This window comes from Streptomyces sp. NPDC057307 (genome assembly GCF_042667665.1).
GTDB lineage: Bacteria > Actinomycetota > Actinomycetes > Streptomycetales > Streptomycetaceae > Streptomyces.
Map to the genome: position 1 here is coordinate 25,421 of NZ_JBHUZM010000033.1, position 24,979 is coordinate 50,399.

Annotated in this window: 24 protein-coding genes; 11 read left to right on the top strand and 13 right to left on the bottom strand. The window is 71.1% G+C overall.

Going from position 1 to position 24,979, the window contains the following annotated elements:
* Positions 1-147: 147 nt before the first annotated feature.
* Positions 148-810, bottom strand: coding sequence for an O-methyltransferase (locus ACFUN8_RS15170; RefSeq protein WP_383636423.1), 663 nt, complete (start codon positions 808-810; stop codon positions 148-150).
* A 61-nt stretch (positions 811-871) separates the two neighbouring features.
* Here ACFUN8_RS15170 and ACFUN8_RS15175 point away from each other — a divergent pair, with 61 nt between their 5' ends.
* The 3 genes from ACFUN8_RS15175 to ACFUN8_RS15185 all read left to right on the top strand — a co-directional run bounded on the left by ACFUN8_RS15175 (position 872) and on the right by ACFUN8_RS15185 (position 6,722).
* The gene (locus ACFUN8_RS15175; protein ID WP_383636425.1) at positions 872-1,573 is read left to right on the top strand and encodes a TetR/AcrR family transcriptional regulator; all 702 of its coding nucleotides are present in this window, start codon (positions 872-874) and stop codon (positions 1,571-1,573) included.
* Positions 1,574-1,770: 197 nt separating this feature from the next.
* The gene (locus ACFUN8_RS15180; RefSeq protein ID WP_383636429.1) at positions 1,771-5,568 is read left to right on the top strand and encodes a S8 family serine peptidase; all 3,798 of its coding nucleotides are present in this window, start codon (positions 1,771-1,773) and stop codon (positions 5,566-5,568) included.
* Positions 5,569-5,717: 149 nt separating this feature from the next.
* Positions 5,718-6,722, top strand: coding sequence for a helix-turn-helix domain-containing protein (locus tag ACFUN8_RS15185; protein WP_383636518.1), 1,005 nt, complete (start codon positions 5,718-5,720; stop codon positions 6,720-6,722).
* Between the two features lie 84 nt (positions 6,723-6,806).
* Here the strand turns inward: ACFUN8_RS15185 and ACFUN8_RS15190 are convergent, their stop codons facing one another.
* Positions 6,807-7,934, bottom strand: coding sequence for an AI-2E family transporter (locus ACFUN8_RS15190; protein WP_383636432.1), 1,128 nt, complete (start codon positions 7,932-7,934; stop codon positions 6,807-6,809).
* 171 nt (positions 7,935-8,105) lie between these two features.
* Here ACFUN8_RS15190 and ACFUN8_RS15195 point away from each other — a divergent pair, with 171 nt between their 5' ends.
* Complete coding sequence (locus ACFUN8_RS15195) at positions 8,106-8,720, top strand: hypothetical protein (protein ID WP_383636435.1); 615 nt, start codon at positions 8,106-8,108, stop codon at positions 8,718-8,720.
* A gap of 97 nt (positions 8,721-8,817) precedes the next feature.
* Here ACFUN8_RS15195 and ACFUN8_RS15200 read toward each other — a convergent pair whose 3' ends face one another.
* On the bottom strand, positions 8,818-9,759 hold the full coding sequence (locus ACFUN8_RS15200; protein WP_383636437.1) for an aminoglycoside phosphotransferase family protein: 942 nt from the start codon (positions 9,757-9,759) through the stop codon (positions 8,818-8,820).
* 113 nt (positions 9,760-9,872) lie between these two features.
* Positions 9,873-10,919 carry an NADP-dependent oxidoreductase gene (locus tag ACFUN8_RS15205; RefSeq protein ID WP_383636440.1) on the bottom strand — a complete coding sequence of 349 codons (1,047 nt, stop codon included), beginning with the start codon at positions 10,917-10,919 and terminating at the stop codon, positions 9,873-9,875.
* Positions 10,920-10,989: 70 nt separating this feature from the next.
* On the opposite strand from ACFUN8_RS15205, the gene ACFUN8_RS15210 reads away from it, so the two are divergent.
* The gene (locus tag ACFUN8_RS15210; RefSeq protein ID WP_383636443.1) at positions 10,990-12,093 is read left to right on the top strand and encodes a GlxA family transcriptional regulator; all 1,104 of its coding nucleotides are present in this window, start codon (positions 10,990-10,992) and stop codon (positions 12,091-12,093) included.
* A 5-nt stretch (positions 12,094-12,098) separates the two neighbouring features.
* On the opposite strand, the gene ACFUN8_RS15215 is transcribed toward ACFUN8_RS15210, so the two are convergent.
* Together ACFUN8_RS15215 and ACFUN8_RS15220 are read right to left on the bottom strand one after the other, a co-directional pair.
* Entirely contained in the window at positions 12,099-12,494 is a 396-nt protein-coding gene (locus tag ACFUN8_RS15215) for an AAA family ATPase (protein WP_383636446.1), read from the bottom strand.
* Between the two features lie 50 nt (positions 12,495-12,544).
* Positions 12,545-13,006: a cupin domain-containing protein gene (locus ACFUN8_RS15220; protein WP_383636449.1), complete on the bottom strand. Its 462-nt coding sequence runs from the start codon at positions 13,004-13,006 to the stop codon at positions 12,545-12,547.
* Positions 13,007-13,304: 298 nt separating this feature from the next.
* Between ACFUN8_RS15220 and ACFUN8_RS15225 the strand changes: the two genes are divergently transcribed.
* Positions 13,305-14,255: a type II CAAX prenyl endopeptidase Rce1 family protein gene (locus ACFUN8_RS15225; RefSeq protein ID WP_383636452.1), complete on the top strand. Its 951-nt coding sequence runs from the start codon at positions 13,305-13,307 to the stop codon at positions 14,253-14,255.
* A gap of 8 nt (positions 14,256-14,263) precedes the next feature.
* Here ACFUN8_RS15225 and ACFUN8_RS15230 read toward each other — a convergent pair whose 3' ends face one another.
* From ACFUN8_RS15230 to ACFUN8_RS15245, 4 genes are all read right to left on the bottom strand, one after another.
* Positions 14,264-15,160 carry a DUF3592 domain-containing protein gene (locus ACFUN8_RS15230; protein WP_383636455.1) on the bottom strand — a complete coding sequence of 299 codons (897 nt, stop codon included), beginning with the start codon at positions 15,158-15,160 and terminating at the stop codon, positions 14,264-14,266.
* Between the two features lie 105 nt (positions 15,161-15,265).
* Positions 15,266-16,492 carry a cysteine desulfurase-like protein gene (locus ACFUN8_RS15235; RefSeq protein ID WP_383636458.1) on the bottom strand — a complete coding sequence of 409 codons (1,227 nt, stop codon included), beginning with the start codon at positions 16,490-16,492 and terminating at the stop codon, positions 15,266-15,268.
* Positions 16,493-16,601: 109 nt separating this feature from the next.
* On the bottom strand, positions 16,602-16,841 hold the full coding sequence (locus tag ACFUN8_RS15240; RefSeq protein WP_382567003.1) for a DUF2630 family protein: 240 nt from the start codon (positions 16,839-16,841) through the stop codon (positions 16,602-16,604).
* Between the two features lie 64 nt (positions 16,842-16,905).
* Positions 16,906-17,757 carry an aldo/keto reductase gene (locus tag ACFUN8_RS15245; protein WP_383636461.1) on the bottom strand — a complete coding sequence of 284 codons (852 nt, stop codon included), beginning with the start codon at positions 17,755-17,757 and terminating at the stop codon, positions 16,906-16,908.
* Here ACFUN8_RS15245 and ACFUN8_RS15250 point away from each other — a divergent pair.
* From ACFUN8_RS15250 to ACFUN8_RS15265, 4 genes are all read left to right on the top strand, one after another.
* Positions 17,756-18,142, top strand: coding sequence for a GMC oxidoreductase (locus ACFUN8_RS15250; protein WP_383636463.1), 387 nt, complete (start codon positions 17,756-17,758; stop codon positions 18,140-18,142). The genes ACFUN8_RS15245 and ACFUN8_RS15250 overlap by 2 nt on opposite strands.
* A gap of 70 nt (positions 18,143-18,212) precedes the next feature.
* Positions 18,213-19,400, top strand: a complete 1,188-nt coding sequence (locus ACFUN8_RS15255) for a hypothetical protein (RefSeq protein ID WP_383636466.1) — start codon at positions 18,213-18,215, stop codon at positions 19,398-19,400.
* A gap of 17 nt (positions 19,401-19,417) precedes the next feature.
* Complete coding sequence (locus tag ACFUN8_RS15260) at positions 19,418-20,101, top strand: DUF1796 family putative cysteine peptidase (protein WP_383636469.1); 684 nt, start codon at positions 19,418-19,420, stop codon at positions 20,099-20,101.
* Entirely contained in the window at positions 20,098-20,859 is a 762-nt protein-coding gene (locus ACFUN8_RS15265) for a PIG-L deacetylase family protein (RefSeq protein ID WP_383636472.1), read from the top strand. The genes ACFUN8_RS15260 and ACFUN8_RS15265 overlap by 4 nt, the downstream gene beginning before the upstream one ends.
* 44 nt (positions 20,860-20,903) lie before the next feature.
* On the opposite strand, the gene ACFUN8_RS15270 is transcribed toward ACFUN8_RS15265, so the two are convergent.
* On the bottom strand, positions 20,904-21,878 hold the full coding sequence (locus ACFUN8_RS15270) for an MHYT domain-containing protein (RefSeq protein WP_383636475.1): 975 nt from the start codon (positions 21,876-21,878) through the stop codon (positions 20,904-20,906).
* Positions 21,879-22,002: 124 nt separating this feature from the next.
* The gene (locus ACFUN8_RS15275) at positions 22,003-22,512 is read right to left on the bottom strand and encodes a MarR family winged helix-turn-helix transcriptional regulator (RefSeq protein ID WP_383636478.1); all 510 of its coding nucleotides are present in this window, start codon (positions 22,510-22,512) and stop codon (positions 22,003-22,005) included.
* A gap of 82 nt (positions 22,513-22,594) precedes the next feature.
* Between ACFUN8_RS15275 and ACFUN8_RS15280 the strand changes: the two genes are divergently transcribed.
* Positions 22,595-23,161 carry an NADPH-dependent FMN reductase gene (locus tag ACFUN8_RS15280; protein WP_383636481.1) on the top strand — a complete coding sequence of 189 codons (567 nt, stop codon included), beginning with the start codon at positions 22,595-22,597 and terminating at the stop codon, positions 23,159-23,161.
* Between the two features lie 88 nt (positions 23,162-23,249).
* Here ACFUN8_RS15280 and ACFUN8_RS15285 read toward each other — a convergent pair whose 3' ends face one another.
* Positions 23,250-24,923 (bottom strand): glycoside hydrolase family 13 protein, encoded by a 1,674-nt coding sequence (locus ACFUN8_RS15285; RefSeq protein ID WP_383636484.1) that lies wholly within the window; start codon positions 24,921-24,923, stop codon positions 23,250-23,252.
* Between the last annotated feature and the right edge of the window lie 56 nt (positions 24,924-24,979).

Genomic DNA, 24,979 nt, shown 5'->3' on the forward strand with positions numbered 1-24,979 from the left:
CACCGGCCGTCTGGACCAAGCCAGTTGGGCTTGACCATGGTCTGGGCCCAGGTGGCGAATTGAGGTTCTGTCAGCAGGTCGGAGGCCCGGTGGTCGAGATGGCGACCCACCGCGCTCTGCTTACCGGAGCGAGGTCGAAGCACACGCTCAGAGCCGGCAGCTGATCTCCATGCCGTCCTCGACCGGGAAGGTGACGCTCTGGTACCCGTTCCGCGGATCGCGCAGATAGTCGAGGCACGGCGCCAGGGCCGGCAGGTCCACGTCGTCGGTCACGACGAGGGTGCCCGGTGCGAGGCGCGGTTCGAGCAGGCGCAGTACGGGCAGGCAGAGGTCCTTCCAGCCGTCGAGGAGCAGGAAGTCCACCGTGCCGTCCACTCCGGCGAGGGTGTCGCGGGCGTCGCCTTCGAGGACAGTGATCAGGTCGTCCAGGCCGGTCTCGGCGAAGGTGCGGCGGGCGGCGGCGGCCTTGTCCGCGCTCAGTTCCGTACTGACCACCCTGCCCGTGCCGTTGTCCCGTACGGCGGCGGCCAGGTGGAGCGTGGAGATCCCGAAGGACGTACCGAACTCGACGACGGTGGCCGGTCGCGCGGCCCGGATCAGGTTGTAGATGAGCTTCCCGCCCTCGGCCGAGATCGGCATGTACACCTCGGCGTTGACGTCCGCCAGTTCCTGCGGGGTCGCGCGGGCGAAGCCGCCGGGCCGTGCTGCTTCGATCCGGGCGCCGGTCACCTCGTCCTCGGCGGCCCGGGCGAACATCGAGTCGAGAGCGGATACGACGCGGGGGTCGTGGAGCGTGCTGGTCTGTGTCATGAAATCTAGACTAGACGCACCGTTGCGTTGCGTCTAGAAGGAACTGGCCTACTCTTGCCCCGTGGACGCAGACATGGACCGAGGACGTACGGTCGCCGAAGGTAAAGGCGCAGGCAGCGGCTCAGACAACGGCGCTGGCGAAAGCGCGGGCCGCGCGGCGCGGCAGCACCACGGCAACCGGCACGGCCGCAGCGAGCGGGCGCGGCAGGCCGTACTCGAAGCCGCCGACGACCTCCTCGTCGAGAAGGGCTTCTCCGGCGTCACCATCGAGGGCATCGCCACCAGCGCCGGGGTCGCCAAACAAACCATCTACCGCTGGTGGAACACCAAGACCGACATCCTGCTGGACGCCTTCCTCCAGGACGCGGCCGAAGCCCTCAGCCCGCCCGACCACGGCGACCTGGCCGAGGACCTGCGCGCCCATCTGCACCAACTGGCCCAGTTCCTCACCCGGTCCGACGCGGGCGCGGTCTTCACCGCCCTGCTCGGACACGCGCAGCACGACCCCGCCTTCGCCGCCGTCCTGCGCGACCGCTATCTCGACGAGCAGCGCAGGCGCGACCGGCTCCCGCTGGAGAACGCGGTGCGGCGCGGCGAACTCCCCGCCGGACTCGACACGGCGGCCGAGGTGGACCAGCTCGTGGGGCCGATCTACCACCGCGTTCTGGTCACCGGGGACCCCGTCGACCGGGCCTTCACCGACCTGCTCGTCGACAACTTCCTGCGCCGGCTGTCCCCGGCTCCCGCCGCCCCGGAGCACTGACCCGACGGCACCGGAACGCCTCCCCAGGGCCGCGGTATTCGAGGAACTCCTGGGGCTTGTGGTGCTGTCGAGGCACGTGTCGTGGTTGGGACATGTCGCACCTGTGCCACCGGAATTCAGTGACACCCATGCGCCGTCAACGGATTCTGTGCAGCAGATGAACTTCTCGCTTCGCACAACGGAAGGCATGGGACCAGATGAGACGGATCCGCCTCGTGGCGGCAATATCGGTGGGACTGACCCTGGCCGCCGGCGCCGTGGCGCCCGTGTCGGCCGCTCCCGGTGATGCACAGGACAGGTCGGCGGCGGGCGGCGCGGCCGGCTCGGGCAGCGTCTCCGTGCGCCTGATCACCGGTGACCGGGTCACTCTCGGTACGGATGGTGACGGCGGCCGGATCGTCTCGGTCGAGCCGGGAGCGGGCCGTCGGGGCGTCGTCTTCCGGACTCTTGAGCAGGACGGCCGACTCAGCGTTCTGCCCTCGGACGCCGGGGAGTTGGTCTCGGCCGGCCGTCTGGACCCCAAGCTGTTCGACGTGACGTCGCTCGTCGCCCAGCGGTACGACGAGGCGCACACCACCGCGCTTCCGCTGATCGTGGGCGGCGGCGACGGGAAGGCGGGCGCCGCGGTGCGGCGGCTCACCGACTTCGCCGACGAGGATTCTCCCACCCGGCGCCTGGCGAGCATCGACGCCCAGGCGGTACGGGTGCCCCGCGCTGACCTCGGCGCGTTCTGGAAGCAGTTGGCGCCCGCCGGGACGCGTACCGGGTCGGGCATGAACAGCGCCGCCGTCGGCGCGGTGCCCCGGATCTGGCTGGACGGACGCGTCAGCGCCGATCTGGACCGCAGTACGGCCCAGATCGGCGCCCCTGACGTATGGAAGACCGGTCTGCGGGGCGAGCGCGTCAAGGTCGCCGTCCTCGACACCGGCGCCGACCAGACCCATCCCGACCTGGCGGGCCGGATCGCCGCCGCCAAGGACTTCTCCGGCAGCTCCGGAACGGGGGACGGGTTCGGACACGGTACGCACGTCGCCTCGATCGTCGGCGGCAGCGGAAAGGCGTCGGACGGCACCCGCCAGGGAGTCGCCCCCGCGGCGGAGTTGATGATCGGAAAGGTCCTCGGCGACGACGGCTTCGGCAGCGAGTCGCAGGTCATCGCCGGGATGGAATGGGCCGCGGCGGAGGGTGCCGAGGTCGTCAACATGAGTCTGGGCTCGGACGCCCCGAGCGACGGCACCGATCCCATGAGCCTCGCGGTGAACGAGTTGAGCGAGAGCAGCGGCGCGCTCTTCGTCGTGGCCGCGGGCAACGCCGGCCCGGCGCCGGGCACCGTCGGCTCACCCGGCGCCGCGGATGCCGCGCTGACGGTCGGCGCGGTGGACCGGGACGACTCGCTGGCCGAGTTCTCCAGCCGTGGGCCCCGGCCCGGCAACTACGGTGTCAAGCCCGATGTGACGGCTCCGGGCGTCGGGATCGTGGCGGCGCGCGCGGCGGGCACCACCATGGGTGACCCGGTGGACGAGCGTTATACGGCGGCCTCGGGCACATCGATGGCCACTCCCCATGTCGCCGGTGCGGCGGCCCTGCTGACGCAGCGGCATCCCGACTGGTCGGCGGCGCGGATCAAGGACGCGCTGATCAGCACCGCCCGTGTCATCGCCGGCCAGCAGGTCACCGAACAGGGCGGCGGGCGGATCGACGTGGCCGCCGCGGCGCTCGGCGCCGTGACCGCCACCGGCACCGTCGCCCTCGGCCCCTTCGAGGCGGGTGACGACCAGACCCGTACCAGCACACTGCGCTACACCAACACCTCGGACAAGGAGGTCACGCTCGCGCTCGCCGTGAAGCTGGCCACCAGCGGCGGCCGTGAACCCGCCGACGGCGCGGTGCGTCCGGGCGCGGACTCCGTACGCGTCCCGGCGGGCTCGACGGCCGAGGTGCCCCTCACCGCGGACCCCGTCCGTGCGGCGCGGGGTGACTACTTCGGTCACGTGACCGCGACGCCGTCGGACGGTTCGGCCCCCGTCCACACCACATTGAGCCTGGTCGTCCAGGGCCCCACCCACAAGCTGACCGTCAACACCTACGACCGCGAAGGCAAGCGGGTCCAGGCGCTGCCGACGATCTGGGGCGCCGACGGATTCGTCGAGTACACCAGCCTCGACCCGGCCGTCGCCGAGGTCGAGGAGGGCACGTACCAGCTCGACCACGCCACCCTGGACACGGCGCGGGACGGCGAGGAACTGCGCCAGATCGTCCTGCCCGAGGTGAAGGTCACCAAGGACATGGCCGTCACGCTCGACGCACGCCGCACCACCCTGGTCGACATCCGCACACCCCGTCCCGCCGAGCAGCGCGGCATCCTCAGCTACCAGACGTACCGGAAGATCGACGGACACGGTCTGATCCAGGGCACGATGTACTTCGACGTCGCCAAACGCCTGTACGTCAGCCCCACTCCGGCCGTCACGGACGGCACATTCGAGTTCGCCTCCCGCTGGCAGCTCACCGCGCCTCTCCTCGAAGCGACCGTGCCGGGCACCGAACTCGCTCTCGGCGCCTACTACATGCCGTCCTCGGCCCTGTTCGACGAGCGGGGCGAGCGCCTGACGGCCGTCGACGCGGGCGACGCGCGGGCACCGGCGTTCGGCAAGGGCAAGGTGCGTGGCAAGCTCGCCGTCCTCACCGACGAGGACGGCGTCAACGAACGGGACCTCGTCGCGAAGGCGGCGGCCGCCGGCGCCCGCGGTCTGATGGTCGTCCACTCCTCCGACATCGCCTGGACCCGCTGGCGGCCCGACGGGGAACGGCTGGCCCTGCCCACCGTACGGATCGGCGCGAGCCAGGGCGCCGAGCTGCTGAAGCGGATCAACAAGCGCTCCACCACGGTGCGGTTCACGGGCACCTCGCGCAGCCCGTACTTCTACGACGTGATGCAGGTGTCCTCGCAGCGGATCCCGGAGCGTGTGATTCACACGGTGTCCGAGCGCAACAGCGCGGTCGTACGGAGCACGTACGCCGACAACGGCGGCTCGCCGTGGGCGGCGGAACAGCGCTTCGCCCGGCGCCCGTACCAGGACTTCGTCTGGAACCAGTACACCCGCCATGTGCCGACCGGCCTCGAACGCACCGAGTACGTCAGCGCGGGAGACACCAGCTGGCAGCATCTGGTTCACTACGAGACCACCTTCGACATCGACACGCCGCTGAAGGTGGGCCTGGGCGACACGCCCCGCACCTACCGGCCGGGCGAGCGCGTGGCCGAGACCTGGCAGGGGGCCGTCGCCCGGCCGTCCATTCCGCGCGGCACCGCGACCCCGTCGGTCCGTGAGGGGAACGTACTCTCGCTGCGGATCCCGGAGTTCACCGACTCGACGGCCGGGCACCGGTCGCGGCTGCTCCTCGGTGGGGGCGGGATCGGCGGTTCCGGTACGGCGGGGGCCCGTGAGCCCGGTGACACTGCGGCAGCCGTGCTGTACCGCGACGGGAAGAAGACCGCCGAGGCCGACGGCGCCTGGACGGACTTCACCGTGCCGTCCGGCGCGGCCGACTACCGGCTGGACCTGACGACGTCCCGGACCTCGCCGGAATGGGCGTACGGGACGGCCACCGACACCTCGTGGTCGTTCCGCTCCGGCGCCACCGGAAGGACGGCGACGCTGCCGCTGCTCCAACTCGACTACGACGTACCGGTCGACGCGTACAACGCGGTCGGCCGCGGCCGGGCGCACACGGTCGGACTCACCGTCCGCGCCCAGGACGGACTGCCCGCGCCACGCGGTGTGAACGTCAAGGTCGAGGCCAGCTACAACGACGGGAAGAGCTGGGAGCGGGCCACGGTCAGGAGCAGCGGCGACGGCGGCTTCTCGGCGAAGATCGCCAGGCCGGAGCGGCAGCGCGGCGACGCGTACGTGACACTGCGCGTCACGGCCGAGGACTCCTCGGGCAACCGTGTCCGGCAGACGGTCGAACGCGCCTACCTGCAGCGCGGATAGCGGGAGAGGGGTTCTGTTCTGAGCACCGGTGGGCGGGCGGCGGGAAGCACCCGCCCACCGGTGTGCGGTACACACGATGCAGTACGGTATGAATTATTCGAAGGTGCGTGGATGTGAGCGCATGGGGGCCGAGGTCTCAGGAGGGCGCCGTGGCGCTGGAGGCCGCCGGGGTATCCGCAGCCGAGGAAGCCGTGTACCGGCTGCTGATAACGACCGGTCCGCTCACCGCCGCCGATGTCGCCGACCGGCTCGGACTGGACGTCGCGGACGCCCGTGACGTACTGACCGGTCTCACGGCCAAGGGGATGGCCAGCCACACCGACGGACTGCCGCGCCGGTACCGGCCGACTCCCCCGGATGTGGCGCTCACTCCCCAACTGAAGCGCAACGCGGACGCGTTGGACCTCGCGCGTATCGAGGTCACCAGTCTTCTGGAGACCTACCGGGACACCGCGCGCCGTCAGGACCCGGGCCGGCTCATCGAGGTCATCACCGGCGGCGAGGCCCTGCGCCAGCACCTGCGGCAGATACAGGCGAGCGCGCGCGACGAGATGCTCTGGTTCTGCAAGGCCCAGTACGTGGCGATGCCCTCGGGCAGCAACAACGCGGAGTTCGACGCGCTGGGCCGCGGTGTGACCTACCGGGTGCTGTACGAGAAGGCATTCTTCGACGACGAGGGCGCGGTGGACAACGTCGTGGAGGGCGTACGCGCCGGGGAGATGGCCAGATCCGTGCCCCATCTGCCGTTGCGCCTCGCGGTGGCCGACCGTGCCATCGCCATCTGCCCGCTGGTTCCCGGCGGTCCGCACGGCAGCCCGAACGAACCGACCACCGCGCTGGTCCGGGACAGCAGCCTCCTGGCCGCCCTCATCGCGCTGTTCGAACGGTACTGGGAGGACGCCGTCCCGCTGGACGTGGACGATTCGGGGGCGGTCACCGGGACCGACGGCGCCGGAGCGCCCGACCCGCTCTCCTCCATCGACAGGCGGCTGCTGTCACTGCTGGTGGCGGGTGTCGCCGACAAGGCGATCGCCACCCAGATGGGACTGAGCCGGCGCACCGTGCAGCGCCATATCCAGCACATGATGGATCTCGCCGGGGCGACCACCCGGATGCAGCTCGCCTGGCAGGCGGCCCGGCGCGGCTGGCTGTGACCGTCCGCGCCGTGGCCGCCGTGGCCGCCTTGGCCGTGGCCGCCTTGGCCGCCGGAACCGTCGCCGTCGGAACGTGCGGCGGTTCTACGAGGCCGGGGACGGGGCGGTGGCCCCGGCGGGCGGCGTCCGGTCGGCGTCCGGCTCCTCCGGCGGGTCGGTGAGCTGCTCGCGTACGTAGTTCCAGACCACCGCGATCAGCGCGACGACCGGTACGGCGAGCAGGCTGCCCACGATGCCCGCCAGGCTGGCCCCCAGCGTCACCGCCAGCAGGATCACCGCCGCGTGGAGGCCGAGCCCGCGGCTCTGGATCATGGGCTGGAACACGTTGCCCTCAAGCTGCTGCACCACGATGATGATCGCGAGCACGATCAGCGCGTCCGTCAGGCCGTTCGACACCAACGCGATGAGCACCGCGACCAGTCCGGCGAACAGGGCGCCCACGACAGGTACGAACGCGGAGACGAACGTCAGTACCGCCAGCGGGAGTACGAGTGGTACGCCCACGATCCACAGGCCGAGCCCGATGAAGACGGCGTCGAGCAGGCCGACGAACGCCTGGGAACGCACGAACGCGCCCAGCGTGTCCCAACTGCGGGCGGCCACCACCGGGATGTCGGTGGCGAGACGGCCGGGCAGCTGACGGGTCAGCCACGGCAGGAACCTCGGTCCGTCCTTGAGGAAGAAGAACATCAGGAAGAGCGCCAGGACGGCGGTGACGACACCGTTGACGATGGTACTCACGCCCGTGATGACCGTGGTGACCATGCTGCCGACGCTGTCCTGGAGACGGGCCATCCCGGTGTCCAGCGCACCGGTGATCTCGTCGTCGTCGATGTTCAAAGGCGGCCCCGCCGCCCAATCCCGCACCTTGTCGATACCGTCGGTCACTCCCGTCGTCAACTCGCCCGACTGGGACGCGACCGGAACGGCGATCAGCGCGACAACGCCGGCGGCGGCCACCAGGAACAACACCGTCACGACTGAGGCGGCCAGGGCCGGACGCCAGCCGTGATTGCGCAGAAAGCGGGCCAACGGCCAGGTCAGCGTGGTCAGGAGCAGGCCGACTATGAGCGGCCAGACGATGGACCACATGCGTCCCAGAAGCCAGAGAGCGACCGCGGCCATGACGAGGACGACCAGCGTCTCGCCGGAGACACGGGCCGTTGTACGAAGCGCGGCGCGGGTCTTGGTTGAACTCAACGTGACAGACATGGAGGTCACCTTAAGGGCACCGCGCCGGGCCGCGGACCGCGCGAGGCGGGGGCACCGGAGCGGGACTCCGAGCGGGACACGGAACGGGACTCGGACCGGGACTCGGGCCGCTGCTTCGCGGGTACGTCTGGAGACATATCTCGGCGCGGGTGGGCATTGGGGGGGAACGCGGTGTTGGCTCTGCTGATCTCGGTCCTGGCGGCGCTCGTGTCGCTCGGATCGTTGATCCTCGCGTACGCGTCCAGCCGCCGGGCCCACATGCCCGTACTCCAGTTCATGTGGGAGAGCGGGCAGGGCGGCGGGGAGCCGCGGTGGTCGCTGGTCAACGTCGGGACCGGCCCCGCGACCAATATCGTGGTGGCCCAGGCCGTACGGACGGGGCTCACCCGTGGTGCGGACCGCGAGCGGTGGTTCAACCCCGTACTCATTCCGTCGATTCCGGCGGGTGGCAAGCTCGCGCTGACATGGCTCGGCGGAACCATGGGGCTGAACTGTGGACTGGGCGCCAGCTATACGGACGTCGAGAGGTACTTCTACACGACCAAATGCGGCGATGACGTGTCGATGTTCTTCGTCGGTCTGCATCTGCCGCGTTGGCCGCTGTTGACACTGCGGGGCCGGAAGGCGGTGAAGACATGGTGGGGTGTGGAGGATCTGTCGGGCCCTCAGTGGTCGGCGGTCGCGGAGGGAGCCGCCCGGAGACGCTGGTGGCTCCTGCCGCGTTTCGGGGTCTGCCGGCGGCTCGGTGGGTGGGCCGATCCGGTTCGTTCCTATGTGCCGAGTTGAGCGCGTTCGGCGACGGCGGGGTCCGGGGGCGGGGGGTTGGGGGGGTTCGGGGCGGAGAGACCGGCAGCGGCAGGTGCAGCGGCGCCAGGTCCGGTGGCTAGGCGCGTTCCGCGAGCAACTCCGCGAAGTGGTCGGCGAAATCGGTGAGCCGGTCCAGCCGCGGTCCGCCACGGGCGACTCGGAAGCCGTACCGCCGTGCCCAGAACGCGGCCTGGGCGGCGTGGAGTTGGGACCATCGCTGGACGCGTGCGCGGTCCAGTTCCGCGACCTCGCTGAAGATGTCGAGAATGCGGTGGGCGGCCTTGCGCAGGTCGGGTGCTTCGAGGAGGGTCAGCGCGCGTGACTTGAGCAGCGTGCCGGCGTCGTAGCCGGGGTCGCCCACACGGCCCTTGGGGTCGACGGCCAGCCATGGTTCACGGTCGGCCCGCAGGATGTTCCTGGCGTGCAGATCGCCATGGACGAGGCTGTCCGCCTGGACGCGTCCCAGTTCGCGTACGGTCGCGACAGCCGCGTCCAGGGCGTAGGGCGACATGGTGTGCGTCAGTTCCTCGGCGTCCCTGCGCAGCTGCTCCTCCCAGGCGTCGGCCTGTTCGCACAAGCGGGGCAGGCGGGGTGGGCCGGGCGGCGCGGGGACGGCCAGTCGGTGACTGATCCGGGCCGCGACGGTCACGACCTCGTCGGCGTCCTCGACCTCCGCCAGGGTCGATGTGCGGACGCGCTCCAGCAGCATCGCGAAGCTCTCGTCGTCCCGCGCGTACAGCCGTACGGCCCCGCGCCCGCCCCACACGGCGAACGCGTCCGGCTCATGGACGTTGCCGGGGTGCGGAAACGACACCTTCAGCACCGCGGCCCCCTCGCCACGCCGCCGTACCGGGACAACGACTCCGACACCCCCGTGCGTGATCTCCCCGTCGGGCACGCATCCCCAGCGCCCCAGCAACTCGCCGACAATCCCGGGAAGTTCGGCCAGCCACGCCGCGCCAGGCTCTCCTTCGCGTTCGACAGTGCTCCGCGCGAACACGTCCGGTACCGCGATCATCCCGGCCCCCCTCGCTCTCCGTCACCCCGCTCTGCTCTGCTCCGCTCCGGGAATTGAACCGGAACATCACGCTTCGCAGCCAGCCGGGGTGCGGCCCTCCGCGTCGGCGCTCCTCAGCGCACGGTGATGACGAGCTTGCCCGTGGTGCGGCCCGTCTCCCCCTGGATGTGGGCGCGGGCGCCTTCGGCGAGGGGGAAGGTGGCGGAGACGTGGGCGCGGAGTCTGCCCCGGTCGACCAGTTCGGCGATGGCTCGCATCCCGGACCGGTCGTGCTCGACGAGCAGGAAGACGGCGCGGACCTGTGCCTTCTCGGCCGCGGCCCGGGTGTCCTCGGCTCCCGGCAGCAGGGAGACGAGCACGCCGCCGGGGCGGAGCACGCCCACGGAACGGGTGGCGGTCTGCCCGCCGAGGGCGTCGAGGACGACGTCGTAACGCTCGTCGGTGTCGGCGAAGTCCTCCGAGCGGTGGTCGACGCAGACATCCGCGCCGAGCTTTCGCAGGAAGTCGTGCTTGGGGGCGCTCGCCGTGCCGGTGACCTGCGCGCCGCGCTCCTTGGCGAGCTGTACGGCGAGATGCCCGACGCCGCCGGCCGCGGCGTGGATCAGCACCCGCTGCCCGGCGCGGAGGTCCGCTGTCTCGACGAGGGCCTGCCAGGCGGTGAGCGCGGCCAGCGGCAGGGCGGCCGCCTGGACGTGGTCGATCCCGGCGGGCTTGGCGGCGAAGGCGCGGGTGGGGCCGGTCACGTACTCGGCGTGGGAGCCGGCGCCGTACGGGTAGGGCAGCATGCCGAACACCTCGTCGCCGGGCCGGAAGAGGGTGACACCGATGCCGGTCTCCACCACGGTGCCGGAGACGTCCCAGCCGAGGGTCAGCGGCGGGGGCGGCAGGAAGATGGTCAGGGCGCGGTGCTTGAAGTCCGTGGGGTTGAGTCCGGCCGCGTGCACGGCGACGAGGATCTCGCCGGGGCCGGGCACGGGCCGCGGAAGCTCGGTCAGCCGTAGGACCTCGGGGCCGCCGAGGGCCGTCTGGTGCAGGGCGAGCATCACGGGCGGGCCGTCCGGGGCGGCGGAGGTCGGGGAGTCGGAGTCGAGCGAGTCGGAGGTCGGGGCGGCGGAGGTCGGGAAATTGAGGGTGTTCTCAGGAGTGTCCGTCGGAGTCATGCCTCGATCCTGGTCGTACGGTCCGGCCCCGGGCGATGGCAAGAAGGTCAGCCTCCGATACATTCTGGCCATGCCCATCGACCTCGCCGCCCGCCGCGCGTCCGGCGCGCCCTCCCGGACCGCCCGCGACCTCGCCGCCCGCGCGGCCGAGCTGGACGGATGGCTCCACCCCGCCCCGCGGCCCGGCGCCCACAAGGTCGTCGTCCTTGCCCTCGACGGTGTCTACCCCTTCGAACTCGGCATCCCGCACCGGGTCCTGGGGTCCGCCGACGGCCGCTACGAGGTGCTGTCCGCGAGCGTGGACGGGCAGCCCGTGCGTACCGACTCCGACCTGACCGTCACCCCCGGGAACGGTCCCGAGGTGCTGGCCGAGGCGGACACCGTGGTCATTCCGCCGTACGCGCTCTCGCCGGCCTCGGCCGCGACCCCGGACCCGAGGGCGCTCGCCGCCCTGTCCCGCGTCCGCCCCGGCACCCGTCTGGTGTCCATCTGCACCGGCGCCTTCCTGCTGGCCGCCGCAGGTCTCCTGGACGGGCGGCGGGCCACCACCCACTGGGCGCTCACCGCCTACTTCCGGGAGCTGTTCCCCCAGGTCGAACTCGACGCGGACGTGCTCTTCGTCGACCACGGTGACGTGCTGACCTCAGCGGGGGCGGCGAGCGGTGTCGACGTCTGCCTGCATCTGGTGCGCCAGGACCACGGCAGCGATGTGGCCAACCACGTCGCCCGCTGCTGCGTGGTGCCGCCGTTCCGGGACGGCGGCCAGGCTCAGTACATCGAGCGGCCACTGCCGCCGGCGAGCGGAACGGGCACCGGGCCGACCCGCGACTGGGCGCTGCGGCGGCTGGAACTGCCGCTGTCGCTGGACGAGTTGGCCACGCACGCGGCGATGAGTACCCGTACCTTCGCCCGGCGCTTCCGGGAGGAGACCGGGCTGAGCCCCGGCCGCTGGCTGACCCAGCAGCGGCTGCGGCGGGCGCGGCACCTGCTGGAGTCCAGCGACCTGCCGGTGGAACGGGTCGCGCACGAGGTCGGCTTCGCCACCGCCACCTCGCTGCGGCGGCATCTGGCGGCGGAGGCGGGAGTCGCCCCGTCGGCGTACCGGCGCACCTTCCGCGCCTCGGGCCCGGCCGCGGGCGCCGTCAGGGAAACGTCACGGCCCGGGGGCCGATGACGCAACTAGCCTTTGCCGGACGGCCCTTGAGCGTCGCGTTCGGCGGGAGGCCGGTCGAAGAGGTCGAGTTCATCGGCTTCCGGGGCTTCGAACTGCTCCGCGTACTCCTCCAGCAGGTCGCGGGTCACCGGGACGCTTCCCCAACGGCCTTCCGCCGTGCGGGATTCGATCCGTGCGCCCAGTTCGTCGAGCGACGCCGTGAGGTGGTGCAACTCGACCGCGACGCCGAGCGCGCGTGCGGTCAGTCGATTCTCGTCGCGTTCCCGGCGGTCCCAGAAGCCGTACTCCAGGATGTCCGGGCACAGCCGTACGGCGGGAACGACCCGGGCGAGATGCTTGGCCAGCGTCGTCTTTCCCGAGCCCGGGAGCCCGCAGAGGAGAATCAACGTCGGCCGGGGCATTCGGTGGGGACGTCGCCGTTCGCCCGGCGGGCCGTTCGCCCGGCGGGCCGTCAGCGCGGCGGGCCGACGACGATCTGGCCGTACATGTCGGCGGCTTCCGCCAGACGTTCCTGCGAGATCTCGAAGCCTTCGGGGCGGGGGGACGCCTTGTCGCGTCCGGCGTGGCGGAACATGCCTTCGATGCCCGCCGGGGTGCACATCATCAGCAGGTCGGCGGTGTCGGAGGTGATCCGGTATCCGTGCGGCACGTTGCGGGGCAGGTAGACGATGCCGCCCTCCGACAGTTCCATCTCCTGGTCGTCGCACCACAGCAGGGCGGTGCCCTTGAGCAGCATGAAGACCTCGTCCTCACGGGTGTGCATGTGGTACGGGGGCGCCTCGCCCTTGTTCACGGTGAACCGTCCGACGGTCAACTGCCCGTCGGTGGCGGCGCTGTCCAGGAGTACGGCGAACTGCCCGCCGTCCAGCCATTCGAGCTTCTGCTGCTGATCCGGCTGTGCGAGGTAGGGCATGGTCACGACGGTGTCCGTTCTGTGCGGTCGGTCAGTCAGTCAGTCGGGGTCAGTGGGTCCGTCGGTCGGTCGGCGCGGTGCCTTCGCCCAGTTTCGCGCCGCGAGCGGCGGACCTGGGCAGCGCCGCGCCTGACGCGGGGTCAGGTCGGCTGGGGTTTCGTCCGGGGCCGGTACATCGAACGATGCAGTGCATTGTCCTTCCCAGTCAGGAGGAACAGCGGCGCACGTGGAGGAGACGATATCTGCGTCTCCGTCACACGTTCCGGCCGGTCGACGGCCTTACTTCGAGGTGAGCCAGGTGAGCCGTACGGAGGATGCCCGGCGGGCCGGTCGAGTGCCGTCGTGGGGTGCCGTGCTGGGCCGAGCGGTGGCCGGCGGGGCGATCATGGCCCTCGCGCTGGGCAGCGGGGTGGCGCTCGGTGCCCCGCTCGCCGACGCGGTGGGCGCGTCGGGCCGAGGCGCCCAACTCGTGGCCGCGATACCGGTCAGCGGGGTGGCGGGCGTCCTCGTACTCATGACCCTGCGGCGGAGCCGACGCTCCTGGACGTCCCTCGGATTCGGCGAAACGGCCGCGAGCGTACGGGCGTTGCTGGTCGGCGTGGGCATCACCGCCGTGTCCGCCGCGCTCGTGCTGGGCGCGGGTACAGCCGTGGGCCTGCTGAGCTGGAGCCGCCCCGACCTGTCGGACCTGGTCGCGTTCGTCGCCGTCAACGGGCTGGTCGCGCTCCTGCTGGAAGCCCTGCCGGAGGAGACCACGCTGCGCGGCCTCACCTGGACGTCACTGCGCGAGCACCGCTCAGCCGCGGTCGCCGCGTCGGGAACGACCCTGGTGTTCATGCTGGTTCCGGGCGCCGCGAGCCTGGTCGCGGCCGCGATCCGGCGGCTGACCGGCGGCGAGCCCTTGCCCGTAGGTCTCGCACCGCCGGGGCAGCACACGGCGGACTACCTCATCCTGCTGTTCCTGTTCGGGCTGACGCTCGTCGCCGCCCGGACCGCGCTGCGCGGGGCGCCTCTCTGGACGGCCGTCGGCACTCACCTGACGTTCCTCACCGTCAACCGGATCACCCTCGAAGGACAGGACCGGAACGCCGGTTGGTCGGCCGATCGGAGCAGCCCGGACGCCGTCCTGCTGATCCCGCTGTACCTGCTGGTGGCCGCCGTCGCGTTCGTCGTCTGCGGACAGCTCGTTCGAGGCGGATCTGGGCCGGTGTCCCCCGCGACGGCGGTCCCCGAGGGTGTCGGGCGGTGACCCGCCACTCACAGCTGGAGGACTCCCACGACGACCGCCGCCACTCCGGCAAGCAGCAGTGAACCGTCGAAACGGACGGTCGACCGGAGGTCGCGGCGGTTGTCCGCGAGGTCCAGGGTGAAGACCGCCGGGTCGGTGGGCAGGTAGTGGACCGTCACGTCGCGCCCACGCGAGCGGCTCGGGTCCGCGAGGTCGAAGGGGCAGAAGGCGGTGACGGCCGTATCGTCGCGGGTGGTGAACGTGACAACCGGGTTGAAGGCGACGAAGGTGCCGTCGTCGTCGGTGTGGACGGACTTCGTCACGGCGACGATACGGCCAGGAACGGTGGGCGCGGCGGTCAGTTCGGCGACCCGGCGCCTCGTCACCAGGACCTCGCGGTGGAAGGCGATCATCGTCGCGACGGTCCACGGGACACCGACGCCGAGCAGCGCCCACGGGTAGCCCCAAGTGAACGCGGCACTGGTCACCAGTGCGGCATACACCAGGAGGACCGCGAGGTTCGGCAGGCAGACCCCGTACCGGCCGTACGACAGATCGTGGGTGACCGCGAACTCCTGGGGCCGGCCCGGCCGGTACCGTATCCCGATCTCCCGCCCCTTCCAGGCGGTCTCGACCAAGTCACCGGACCTGCCTTCGTAAGGGAGGGTGAACTCCTCGCCGGTGGAAGGGTCCTGGAAGGAGACCACCACCGGTATGCCGTTCCCGTCGCTGCCGCCGTGCACGGGCATGTCGAACTCCACCATCCGCCCGAGAACCCGCACCGCGCGCCGCCCCCGGGCCACCCCGGCCAACGACGCCCCGTATCCCACGACGGCGATGCCACCGAACGCCACGCACCACCAGACGAGCACCTCTTGGCCGTACACCCGCCCGACACCCCCAACCGCCCCCACAGCGAGGGGCATCCACAGCGACTCCACTCCCCGGCGCGGCCGGTCCGGAGCAACTTACCGGCCTCCGGTGTGTGTCCGGACTCCTCCCTCCCGGGCCGGGGACCCACCGGCGGCGTCTCAGGAGCGGAGGAACGCCGACAGGCCCGTCGTCAGGCGTTCGACGTCGTCCGCGTTGTTGTACGGGGACAGGCCCACGCGCAGGCCGCCCGCGGCTCCCAGGCCGAGGTGGCGGGAAGCCTCCAGTGCGTAGAACGAACCTGCGGGGGCGTGGACTTGGGAGCGGGCCAGGAAGTGGTAGGCGTCCGTCGCGGCCCTGTTGTCGAAGGTGAGCAGCATCGTGGGGGTCCGTACGGCTGCGCGCGAGTGGCGTGTCACGCCGTCGAGTTGGGACAGCGCCTCTTCGGCGCTCTCGCGCAGGGCCGTCTCGTGGACCTCGATCGCCGCGTAGGCGGAGCGGAGGCGTTCACGCCGGTCCGGCGCCGCGCCGGGGGCGATGTCCGCGAGGAAGTCCACGGCGGCGCGTGTGCCGGCGAGGGCCTCGTACGGCAGGGTGCCCAGCTCGAAGCGCTCCGGGATCGCGTCGGTCGACGGCATGAGCTTGTCCGGGCGCAGGGTCTCCAACAGCCGTGTGGAGGCGGCCAGTACGCCGTGGTGGGGGCCGAAGAACTTGTACGGCGAGCAGACGAAGAAGTCCGCGCCCAGCTCCACGACGTCCACGAAAGCGTGCGCGGCGAGGTGGACACCGTCGACGTACAGCAGTGCGCCCGCCCGGTGGACCAGGTCGGCGATGGCCGGTACGTCCGGCCGGGTCCCGATCAGGTTCGAGGCGGCGGTCACCGCGACCAGGCGGGTGCGGTCGGTCAGCAGGGCGCCGACGGACGCCACGGGCAGTTCGCCGGTGGCCGGGTCGAAGTCCGCCCAGCGCACCACGGCACCGGCCCGCTCGGCGGCCTGGATCCAGGGGCGGATGTTGGCGTCGTGGTCCAGCCGGCTCACCACCACCTCGTCTCCGGGGGCCCAACTCCGGGCCAGTACGCGGGAGAAGTCGTACGTGAGCTGCGTGGCGCTGCGCCCGACGACGATGCCCGCCTCGTCCGCTCCCAGCAGGTCTGCCATCGCCCGCCGGAAGTCGCGGACGATCGTCTCGGCGTTGATCTCTCCCGGCGCGACGGAGCCCCGGACCGACAGAGGGGCGCTCAGCGCGTTCGTGATGGCCTCGATGACCGGGGTGGGCATCTGCGTACCGCCGGGACCGTCGAAGTGCGCCACTCCCGCGCGCAGCGCCGGAAACCGCGCACGCAACGCGTCGATGTCAATATCGGTGTCGGTGTCGTCGTACGGCATGAGAACCCCTGACCACGCTCGCCCGGAACGCTTGTCCCGGCTTCGGGCCGATCATCGCAGACAGGGGTGACGTCCCTCCCCGGGACGCCGGTCCGGCCCCTGCGTAGGTCTACTGCTCGTACGACTCCACCTCGGCCACCGGACGGGCCTCGACCCGCTGCGGATCCGCGCCGGAGTCCGCCTCGGCCCTTCGCCGGCGCAGCAGGTCCCAGCACTGGTCCAGCCGCTGTTCCAGCACCTGGAGCCGCTCTCGTTCCTCCGGGCCGAGGCCCTTGCCGGGAGCCTGTGCGCGGAGGCGGTGCTCCTCCGCGACCAGCGTGTCGATCGTGTGCAGAATGTCGTCCGCCATCACTACCTCCGCTGTTGTGGGCCGCCGCCGCCCGGCCGACCCGAGCCATCCTGGTCCGCGCCGCTCAGAGCACCTCCAGCGGCACCGGCCCACGGACGGGTGGGAAGGCGTCGTCGAGGGCGGCGAGGTCGTCGTCGGTCAGGGTGAGTGAGAGCGCGGCGCGGTTCTCGCGGACGTGCTCCGTCCGGCCCGCCCGGGGGATCGCGATCACGTCGTTCCGTCGAAGGACCCAGGCCAGGGCCACCTGTGCCGAGGTGGCGTCGTGGCGGCGGGCCACGGCTTCGAGTGCCGGTGCGGGCAGGAGCCGTCCTTGCTCGACGGGTGAGTAGGCCATGACCGGGATGCCGTTTTCGTGGCAGTGGGGCAGCAGGTCGTACTCGATACCGCGCCGGGTCAGGTTGTACAGGACCTGGTTCGTGGCCATCGCGTCGCCGCCCGGCACCCCGGCCAACTCCCGCAGGTCGGCCGGGTCGAAGTTGCTGACTCCCCAGTGGCGGATCTTGCCCGCGCGGAGCAGTTCGTCGAACGCGTCGACGGTCTCCTCCAGCGGTACGGCGCCGCGCCAGTGCAGGAGGTAGAGGTCGATCCGATCGGTACGCAGGCGCTTCAGGCTGCGTTCGCAGGCGTTGACGGTGTCCATCCGGCCCGCGTTGTACGGCAGCACCTTGGTCACCAGGAATGCCTCGTCGCGGCGGCCGGCGAGGGTTTCCCCGACCAGTTCCTCCGCTGCGCCCTGGCCGTACATCTCGGCCGTGTCGACCAGGGTCATCCCCAGGTCCAGTCCCAGCAGCAGGGACTCCTTCTCGCTCGCCCGGCGCCCGGGGTCCTGTGCCCAGCCCCAGGTGCCCTGGCCCAGAGCGGGGACGTGTTCGCCCGAGGGGAGCGGGACGGTGCGGACGTCGTGTGCCGGTCCCATGGGCGGCTCCTCCTCTCGTACCACTTCAAGGCTCTCACCCGGGCGCCGCCTGTCAACATGGAAGGCATCCGCCGGCACCTACTTCCACCCGGTGGGCACCTGCCGTATCGGCACGGACGGCGAGGCCGTGGTCGACACGGCCCCGCGCGTCCACGGTGTCGACGGTGTCGACGGCCTGAGCATCGCCGACGCCTCCGTGACGCCCTCGATCGTCTCGGCGAACACCAACGCGGCCGTACCGGGCATCGCCGAGCGCGCGGCGCACTTGGTCGCCACCCGCGCCGCGCGCCAAGTACCCGCTTTCGGTCCCGGGAGCGGCCGGGGGCCGAGACGGCCGAGACACGACCTTAGGGGTCGCCGTCCCTTGCACCGCGCAGTGGTCTAGACCTAACGTGTGCCACTTGCGGCTCGTCCGTCTCGTACAGCCCGTCCGTCTCGTACAGAGGACCGATCCTGTGATCGACATCGTTGTTGTGCTCCGCGCCGAAGACGCCGTACTCGACTTCCTGTCCGTTCTCACCGACGGAGAGGCCGCACTCGTCCTCGCCGATCACGGCCGGGCACTCGCCTTCCCCGCCGGGCGGAGCCCCGCCGAACGGCTCGCCGACATCGCGCACCACGTGCGTCCGGCCGACGACGGGTCGGCGTCACCCGGCCCCGTCGCCCTGGCGGAACTCGTACGCGAGGTGGCCGGCGACCGCGACGCGCGCGTATGGACGCACTCACCGGCGGACAACCGGCGCAGCCGGGGAAAGGTGGGCCGGGACACGGCGATCGGCTGTGTGGGAAGCGAGGTGCGGCACGCCGTCGGTTATTCGCCGTTTCTCCAGGTCGTGAGCGACCTCGACCGTTCGCTGGACCGCGAACTGATCGGCGCCAAGCTCGACTTCGTCAATCGGGCGTGCGAGCACCTGCTCACGGAGCCGTCGGCGGAGTACGTGGTCCAGACACCCCGCATACCCGCCACCGAGCGCTTCTTCCACACCGATGCCGACGAGCGCGAACGGCTCTTCGCGCTGCTGGCGAGCCTGGACGACGAGGCCGCCTCCATCCCGGATCCCTGGGAGTTCGGCAGTTCCCCGTACGAGAAGGACCGGCTGGACGCCACCGCCGCCTGGGTACTGGGCCATCGCGCGGAGACCGGCGAGTCGTTGGTGGAAGTGGGCGCGTGCGAAGGTGCTCTGACGCACCGTCTGGTCGCGGCGGGCCGGACCGTTCACGCCACCGAGCCCAATCCCCTGTTCCGGGCGCGTCTCGCGGAGGCCGTACGAGGCACGGAGACCGTACGCGTCTCCGCCGAGGATCTCGCGGAACTCGCTGAACTCTCGGAGCACACGGAACTCGCGGAGCACACCGAGGAGGAGGGCCGGCCGCGCGCCGGAGCCCATCTGCTCATCGAGATGCTCTACTACGGCCAGGATCTCGCCCTGCTGGACCGGCTGCCCACCGACCACGTGTTCGTCGCCCTCGAACCGGGCGCCATGGACAGCCATGTACGGCCCTGGCTCGCGGCGTCCGCCACCTGGCGGGAGGTGGAGAGCGTCCGTCTGGTCCCGCCGCGTGTCGAAACCGTCTGCGCGGGCCGCGCCTATCTCATCAAACGCGGCAGTGACGGGCTCCTCCTCCGGCGCACCGCCGGCTGAACGCCCCCATGACGCACATGAATCCGGCCGTTCCGGCTCTCGGGGCGAACGTGTACGACGTCTGCGTGGGGCTCGGCTACCACTGCGAGACGACCTACCAGCTCCGCCGCATCACCGGGAACGAGTCGGCGCACTTCTTCGACTGGCTCGACCTCGACTTCGACGCGGTGGTCGAGATCATCGCCGAGGACTTCGCCCACGTGCTGCGTCCGGGGCAGGTGGAACCGTTCAGCGACGGGCTCTGCGCCCTCGACCGCGCCTCGGACATCCGTTTCTTCCACGACTTCCGGCCGGCCGACGGACATCTCCTCACGCAGGACGACATCGACCGCCAACTCGACGGTGTCAGGGCCAAGTTCGAGGCTCTGGCGGAGCGCTGGCGCGCCCTGGCCAAGTCCCCGGCCCATGTGCTGTACGTCCACCACGACGCCTTCGACGAATCCGTGGCGAGGGATCTGGCCAGGCTGCGGCATGTGATCGCCACCGCGCACCCCGGGCAGCGGTTCTCCTTGCTGTGGCTGCGCCGTACGCCGCCCGTCGATGCCGCGGACCTGGCTCCGGGGATCTCGTGGGGGACGGTGGCGGAGGCGCCCGGCCGCTGGGAGGGCGACGACGCCCAGTGGGACGAGGTGTTCAGCGCCGTACAGATGTCGCCCGATCCTCTTTGGCCCACCCCACAACCGAGGAGAGACCTCGCATGACTCCCCCACCCCCCGCCACCGTGATCCTCTCGCCGCACTTCGACGACGCCGTGCTCTCACTCGCGGGGCTCATTCCACAACTCCCCGGCCCTGTCACGATCGTGACGGTGTACGGCGGCGAGCCCGGGTCCCACCACCCCGTCTCCTGGTGGGACACCGTCTGCGGGTTCTCCACCGCGCGGGAGGCGTACCGCGCCCGTCGCGCGGAGGACGCGCGGGCCTGTGAACTCCTCGGGGTCGAGAGCGTCGTTCTGGACCATCCCGACGGCCCTTACATCGACGGGGCGGAACTGACGGCGATCGACGGTTTCCTGGCCGAACTGGCGCCGGAGACACAGCTGTTGATCCCCGTCGCCACCAATCAGTCGGACCATCAGAAGGTTCGGGACCGCGCCCTGGCGGTGCTCGGGAAGCTCGGCCGCCGACCCCCGCTCGTCTACGCGGATCTTCCCTACACCGGCCATCTGGACGAGTGGGGATCCCCCGAGACCGATGACGCGCTCAGTCGCAGTTACCTGTACGGGCTCGCCTACCAGGACCTGACAAGCCGTCATGAGCTACGCCTCGCACACGACCTCACACTGACGGACGACCAGTGGGCCCTGAAGCGCGACGCGGTGCTCTGTTACGGTTCCCAACTCGCCGCGCTGGCAGCCGACCACGGCATGGTGATCGCGCGCACCGGGCCGTTGCGTGCCGAGCGCGTCTGGACGCTGGAGCCGGGGGCCGGGGGCACCGAAGGAATCGGGAGCAGCTGACGCGGTCGGCAACAGGCACACAGGGGCCGCGAGTTGGCGGGTTGTCACCAGCCGTACGAGCGCGGGGGCTCCTGGCCGGGCGGCGGGGTGCCGGTGTCGCGATTCGCCGTCCGGCCAGGAGCCGTCCCCGTTCCCGCCCCCGTCCAGGTCGGCGGACCGGAAGCCGTACGCGCGCCGCCCGTCCCGCCCGCCGCACCTGGTACCCCGGGTCCGCCCGGTCCCTCCGTCAGCTCCGGACGGTTCGTCTCGCGCTTGCGGGCCGGGGTCTCGTTCCACTCGCCGTCCCCGAGGATCAGAAGCGGGTCGAACATGACGATCACACCGGCCAGCAGAAGGAAGACGAGCGGCCCCAGCAGCATCGGGAACATGATCGAGGGCGGCGACTCGGCGAAGGCCCCGGTGCGCGGCGCGCCGCCGGCGAGGTGCACGCTGATCGCCGCCATTCCCGTGTAGTGCATTCCGGTCACGGCCACGCCCATGATGAGGCTCGCGAGGAGGCTGGGGAAGAAGCCGTGGACGGAGACGGCGGCCCACAGCGCGGCGGTCGCGGCGACGACGGCGATCACCACGGAGATCGTCACGATCGTGGTGTCGTAGTGGAGTTGGCCTTCCAGGCTCATGCCCGCCATGCCCAGGTAGTGCATCGCCGCGACACCCAGACCGGTGATGACTCCGGAGGTGATCAGGACGGCCGGGGCGCTGCCCCGGTAGCCCACGATGAAGACTCCGACGCTGACCACGAGGACCGCCACGGCGAGGCTGGCGACCGTGAGCGGGACGTCGTAGCCGATCGGTGTCTCCCGTACCTGGAAGCCCATCATGGCGATGAAGTGCATCGTCCAGATGCCGGAGCCGATGGACGCCGCGCCGAGCGACAACCACCCGGGTTTGAAGGACTGTTCCGCCCGGAGTGACCGGGTGACGCAGCGCAGACCCAGCGCGCTCCCGAGACAGGCCATCACGAATGCCGCGATCGGCGTGATGACCCCGTAGCTGAACCCGTCAACCGTGCCTTGCATGCGCTGCGCCCCTATCCCTCACACCTGTGGAGATGATGTGTAGGCGCTCACATGGCTGAATTACAACCCTCATGACCCAAAAAGCATGAAGTTCGGTGCACAAATACCCTGTAGTGGCTGATAGTTACCCGGCGGCGGGGCGGGCCGGCCACACGCAGGGAGAGCCCATCGCGTCGCGGATGACGGTCGAGATCTCGCCGAGCGCCCGTAGCTGGTCCGCGCCGATCGGGTCGAGGACGAGTCGGCGGACGGCTTCGACATGGCCGGGCGCGGTGGCGACGATCTTGGCATAACCGGCGTCGGTGAGGGTCGCGACCGTCACGCGGCCGTTCTCCGGCGAGGGGCTGCGGCGGACCCAGCCGCGCTTCTCCAGCGTGGACACGGCGTGCGAGAGGCGGGACAGGGAGCCGTGGGCCAGGACCGCGAGGTCGCTCATGGGGAGAGTGCGCTCGGGGGCCTCGGAGAGACCCGCCAGCACCAGATAGCCGAAGAAACTCACCTTGGCGTCGCTCTGGAGCTGCGCGTCCAGCGCGCTGACGAGACCGAGGAGCATGCCGCTGAACGGCACCCACGACTCCAGCTCGGCCGCGGAGAGCCACGGCGTGTCGCCGGCCGGGGTCGTCTCGTCTGTCATGGGACCATCGTAGCCGCTTGACTTGAGACTTCAAGCGTGGGCAGGATGGCCGTAAGTTGACATCTCAAGTCAGGAGCAGACCATGACGCTGAAGATCGCGGTCATTCTGGGCAGCACCCGTCCGGGCCGCAACGGCGAGGCCGTCGCCAAGTGGGCTCAGGAGATCGCCGCCCAGCGCAGCGACGCGGAGTTCGAACTCGTCGACATCGCCGACTTCAAGCTTCCGCACCTGGACGAGGCCATTCCGGCGACCATGGGGCAGTACGCGCAGGCCCACACCGTGGCGTGGTCGGAGAAGATCGCTTCCTTCGACGGCTACCTCTTCGTCACTCCCGAGTACAACCACTCGACCTCCGGCGCCCTGAAGAACGCCATCGACTTCCTGTACGGCGAGTGGAACAACAAGGCCGCGGGCTTCGTCAGCTACGGCAGCGTCGGCGGCGCCCGCGCCGTCGAGCACCTGCGTCTGATCATGTCCGAGCTGCAGGTGGCGACCGTACGGGCGCAGGTCGCCCTCTCCCTCTTCACCGACTTCGAGAACTTCTCCACGTTCAAGCCCGGCGACCACCAGAAGGAAGCCCTCAACACCACGCTCGACCAGCTCGTGAGCTGGACCAAGGCCCTGCGGACGGTCCGTACCGACGCCTGACGAAGGCCGGTCCCCGGGATCGAGTCCGGCTGTGCCCGTCCGGCGGGCCCGCCGGACTCGATCCCGCGTCACGTCGCCACGTGCCGTGTCACGACACGCCGGCCGCACCCAGGTCGAGCCACACGCATGTGTCGGCCGGCACCCGCAGCACCCCGTCTGCGTCCCGCGCCACAGGTCCGCTGCTGAGCAGGACGCGGGCCCCGGCCGGCACCGCCACCGCCTCGGTGCCGATGTTCACCAGGCAGCGGAAGCCGCCCGGCCGGTCGAAGCACACCGTGTCCGCGCCGGCGTCCGCGAGGGCCAGGGTCTCGGGCAGGCCCACCAGCCGCGCGCGGCGCAGTGCCAGCGCCTCGCGGTAGAGCGTGAGGACCGAGTCCGGGTCGTCGAGCTGCGCCTCGACCGACATCGCGGCCCAGTCGGCGGGCTGGGGCAGCCACGGGGCGGCCGGCGCGCCGTCCGGTGAGAAGCCGAGAGAGGCCGTGGCCCCGGTCCACGGGAGGGGTACGCGGCAGCCGTCCCGGCCCCGGTCCGTCCCCAGCGAACGAGCGAACGTCGGGTCCTGGATCAGTGCGTCGGGGATGTCCTGCACCTCGGGCAGGCCCAGTTCGTCGCCCTGGTACACGTACACACCGCCCGGCAGGGCCATGGTCAGCAGGGCCGCGGCGCGTGCCCGGCGGCGGCCGAGTACGGGGTCGCTCGGGTCGGACAGGCGCTTGTCGCCCATCTCGAAGGACGTGTCCTCGCGTCCGTAGCGGGTGACGTGGCGGATGGTGTCGTGGTTGGAGAGGACCCAGGTCGGGGGCGCGCCGACCGGCAGGTGCGCGGCGAGCGTGCCCGTGATGACGTCGCGCAGCGCCGCCGCGTCCCAGGCGCAGCACAGGAACTCGAAGTTGAACGCGGAGTGCAGTTCGTCGGGGCGCAGATAGCGGGCGAACTGGTCGGGCGTCGGCAGCCACACCTCGCCGACGAAGGTGCGCTCGCCGTCGTAGCTGTCGAGGATCTTGCGCCAGTCACGGTAGATCTCGTGGACGTCGTCGCAGTCCTGGTAGGGCAGGTCGGTGAGGTCGGGGTCCGGGCCGACGTCGGGGAGGCCCGGCTTCTTCGCGAGGCCGTGCGCGACGTCGATACGGAAGCCGTCGACGCCCTTGCGCAGCCAGAAGTGCAGGATGTCCTCGAACTCGGCGCGTACGTCGCGGTGTTCCCAGTTGAGGTCGGGCTGTTCGGGGGCGAACATGTGCAGATACCAGGGGCCGGGGGTGCCGTCCGGCTCGGTGACCCGTGTCCACGCCGCGCCGCCGAAGTACGACTGCCAGTCGTTGGGGGGCAGTTCGCCGTGCGCGCCGCGCCCGGGGACGAACCAGAAGCGGTCGCGCAGGGGCGATCCCGGCCCGTCGGCCAGTGCCTGCCGGAACCAGGGGTGCTGGTCGGAGCAGTGGTTGGGCACCAGGTCCACCAGGACGCGCAGACCGTGTGTGTGGGCCTCGGCGATCAGGGCCTCGGCCTCGGCGAGGGTGCCGAAGCGGGGGTCGATGTCCCGGTAGTCGGCGACGTCGTAGCCGCCGTCGGCCATCGGGGAGGTGTACCAGGGCGTGAACCAGAGTGCGTCGACACCCAGTTGGCGCAGGTACGGCAGCCGGTCGCGTACGCCGGCGAGGTCGCCCGTGCCGTCTCCGTCGGCGTCGGCGAAGCTCCGAACGTAGATCTGGTAGATCGCGGCGTGCCGCCACCAGGCGGTCGTGGACGGGGTGGCGGTGTCGGTCACGGGGACTCCTTGTGGGATGAGGGGTCCGGCCCCGCCGGGTGGGGCGGGGCCGGATC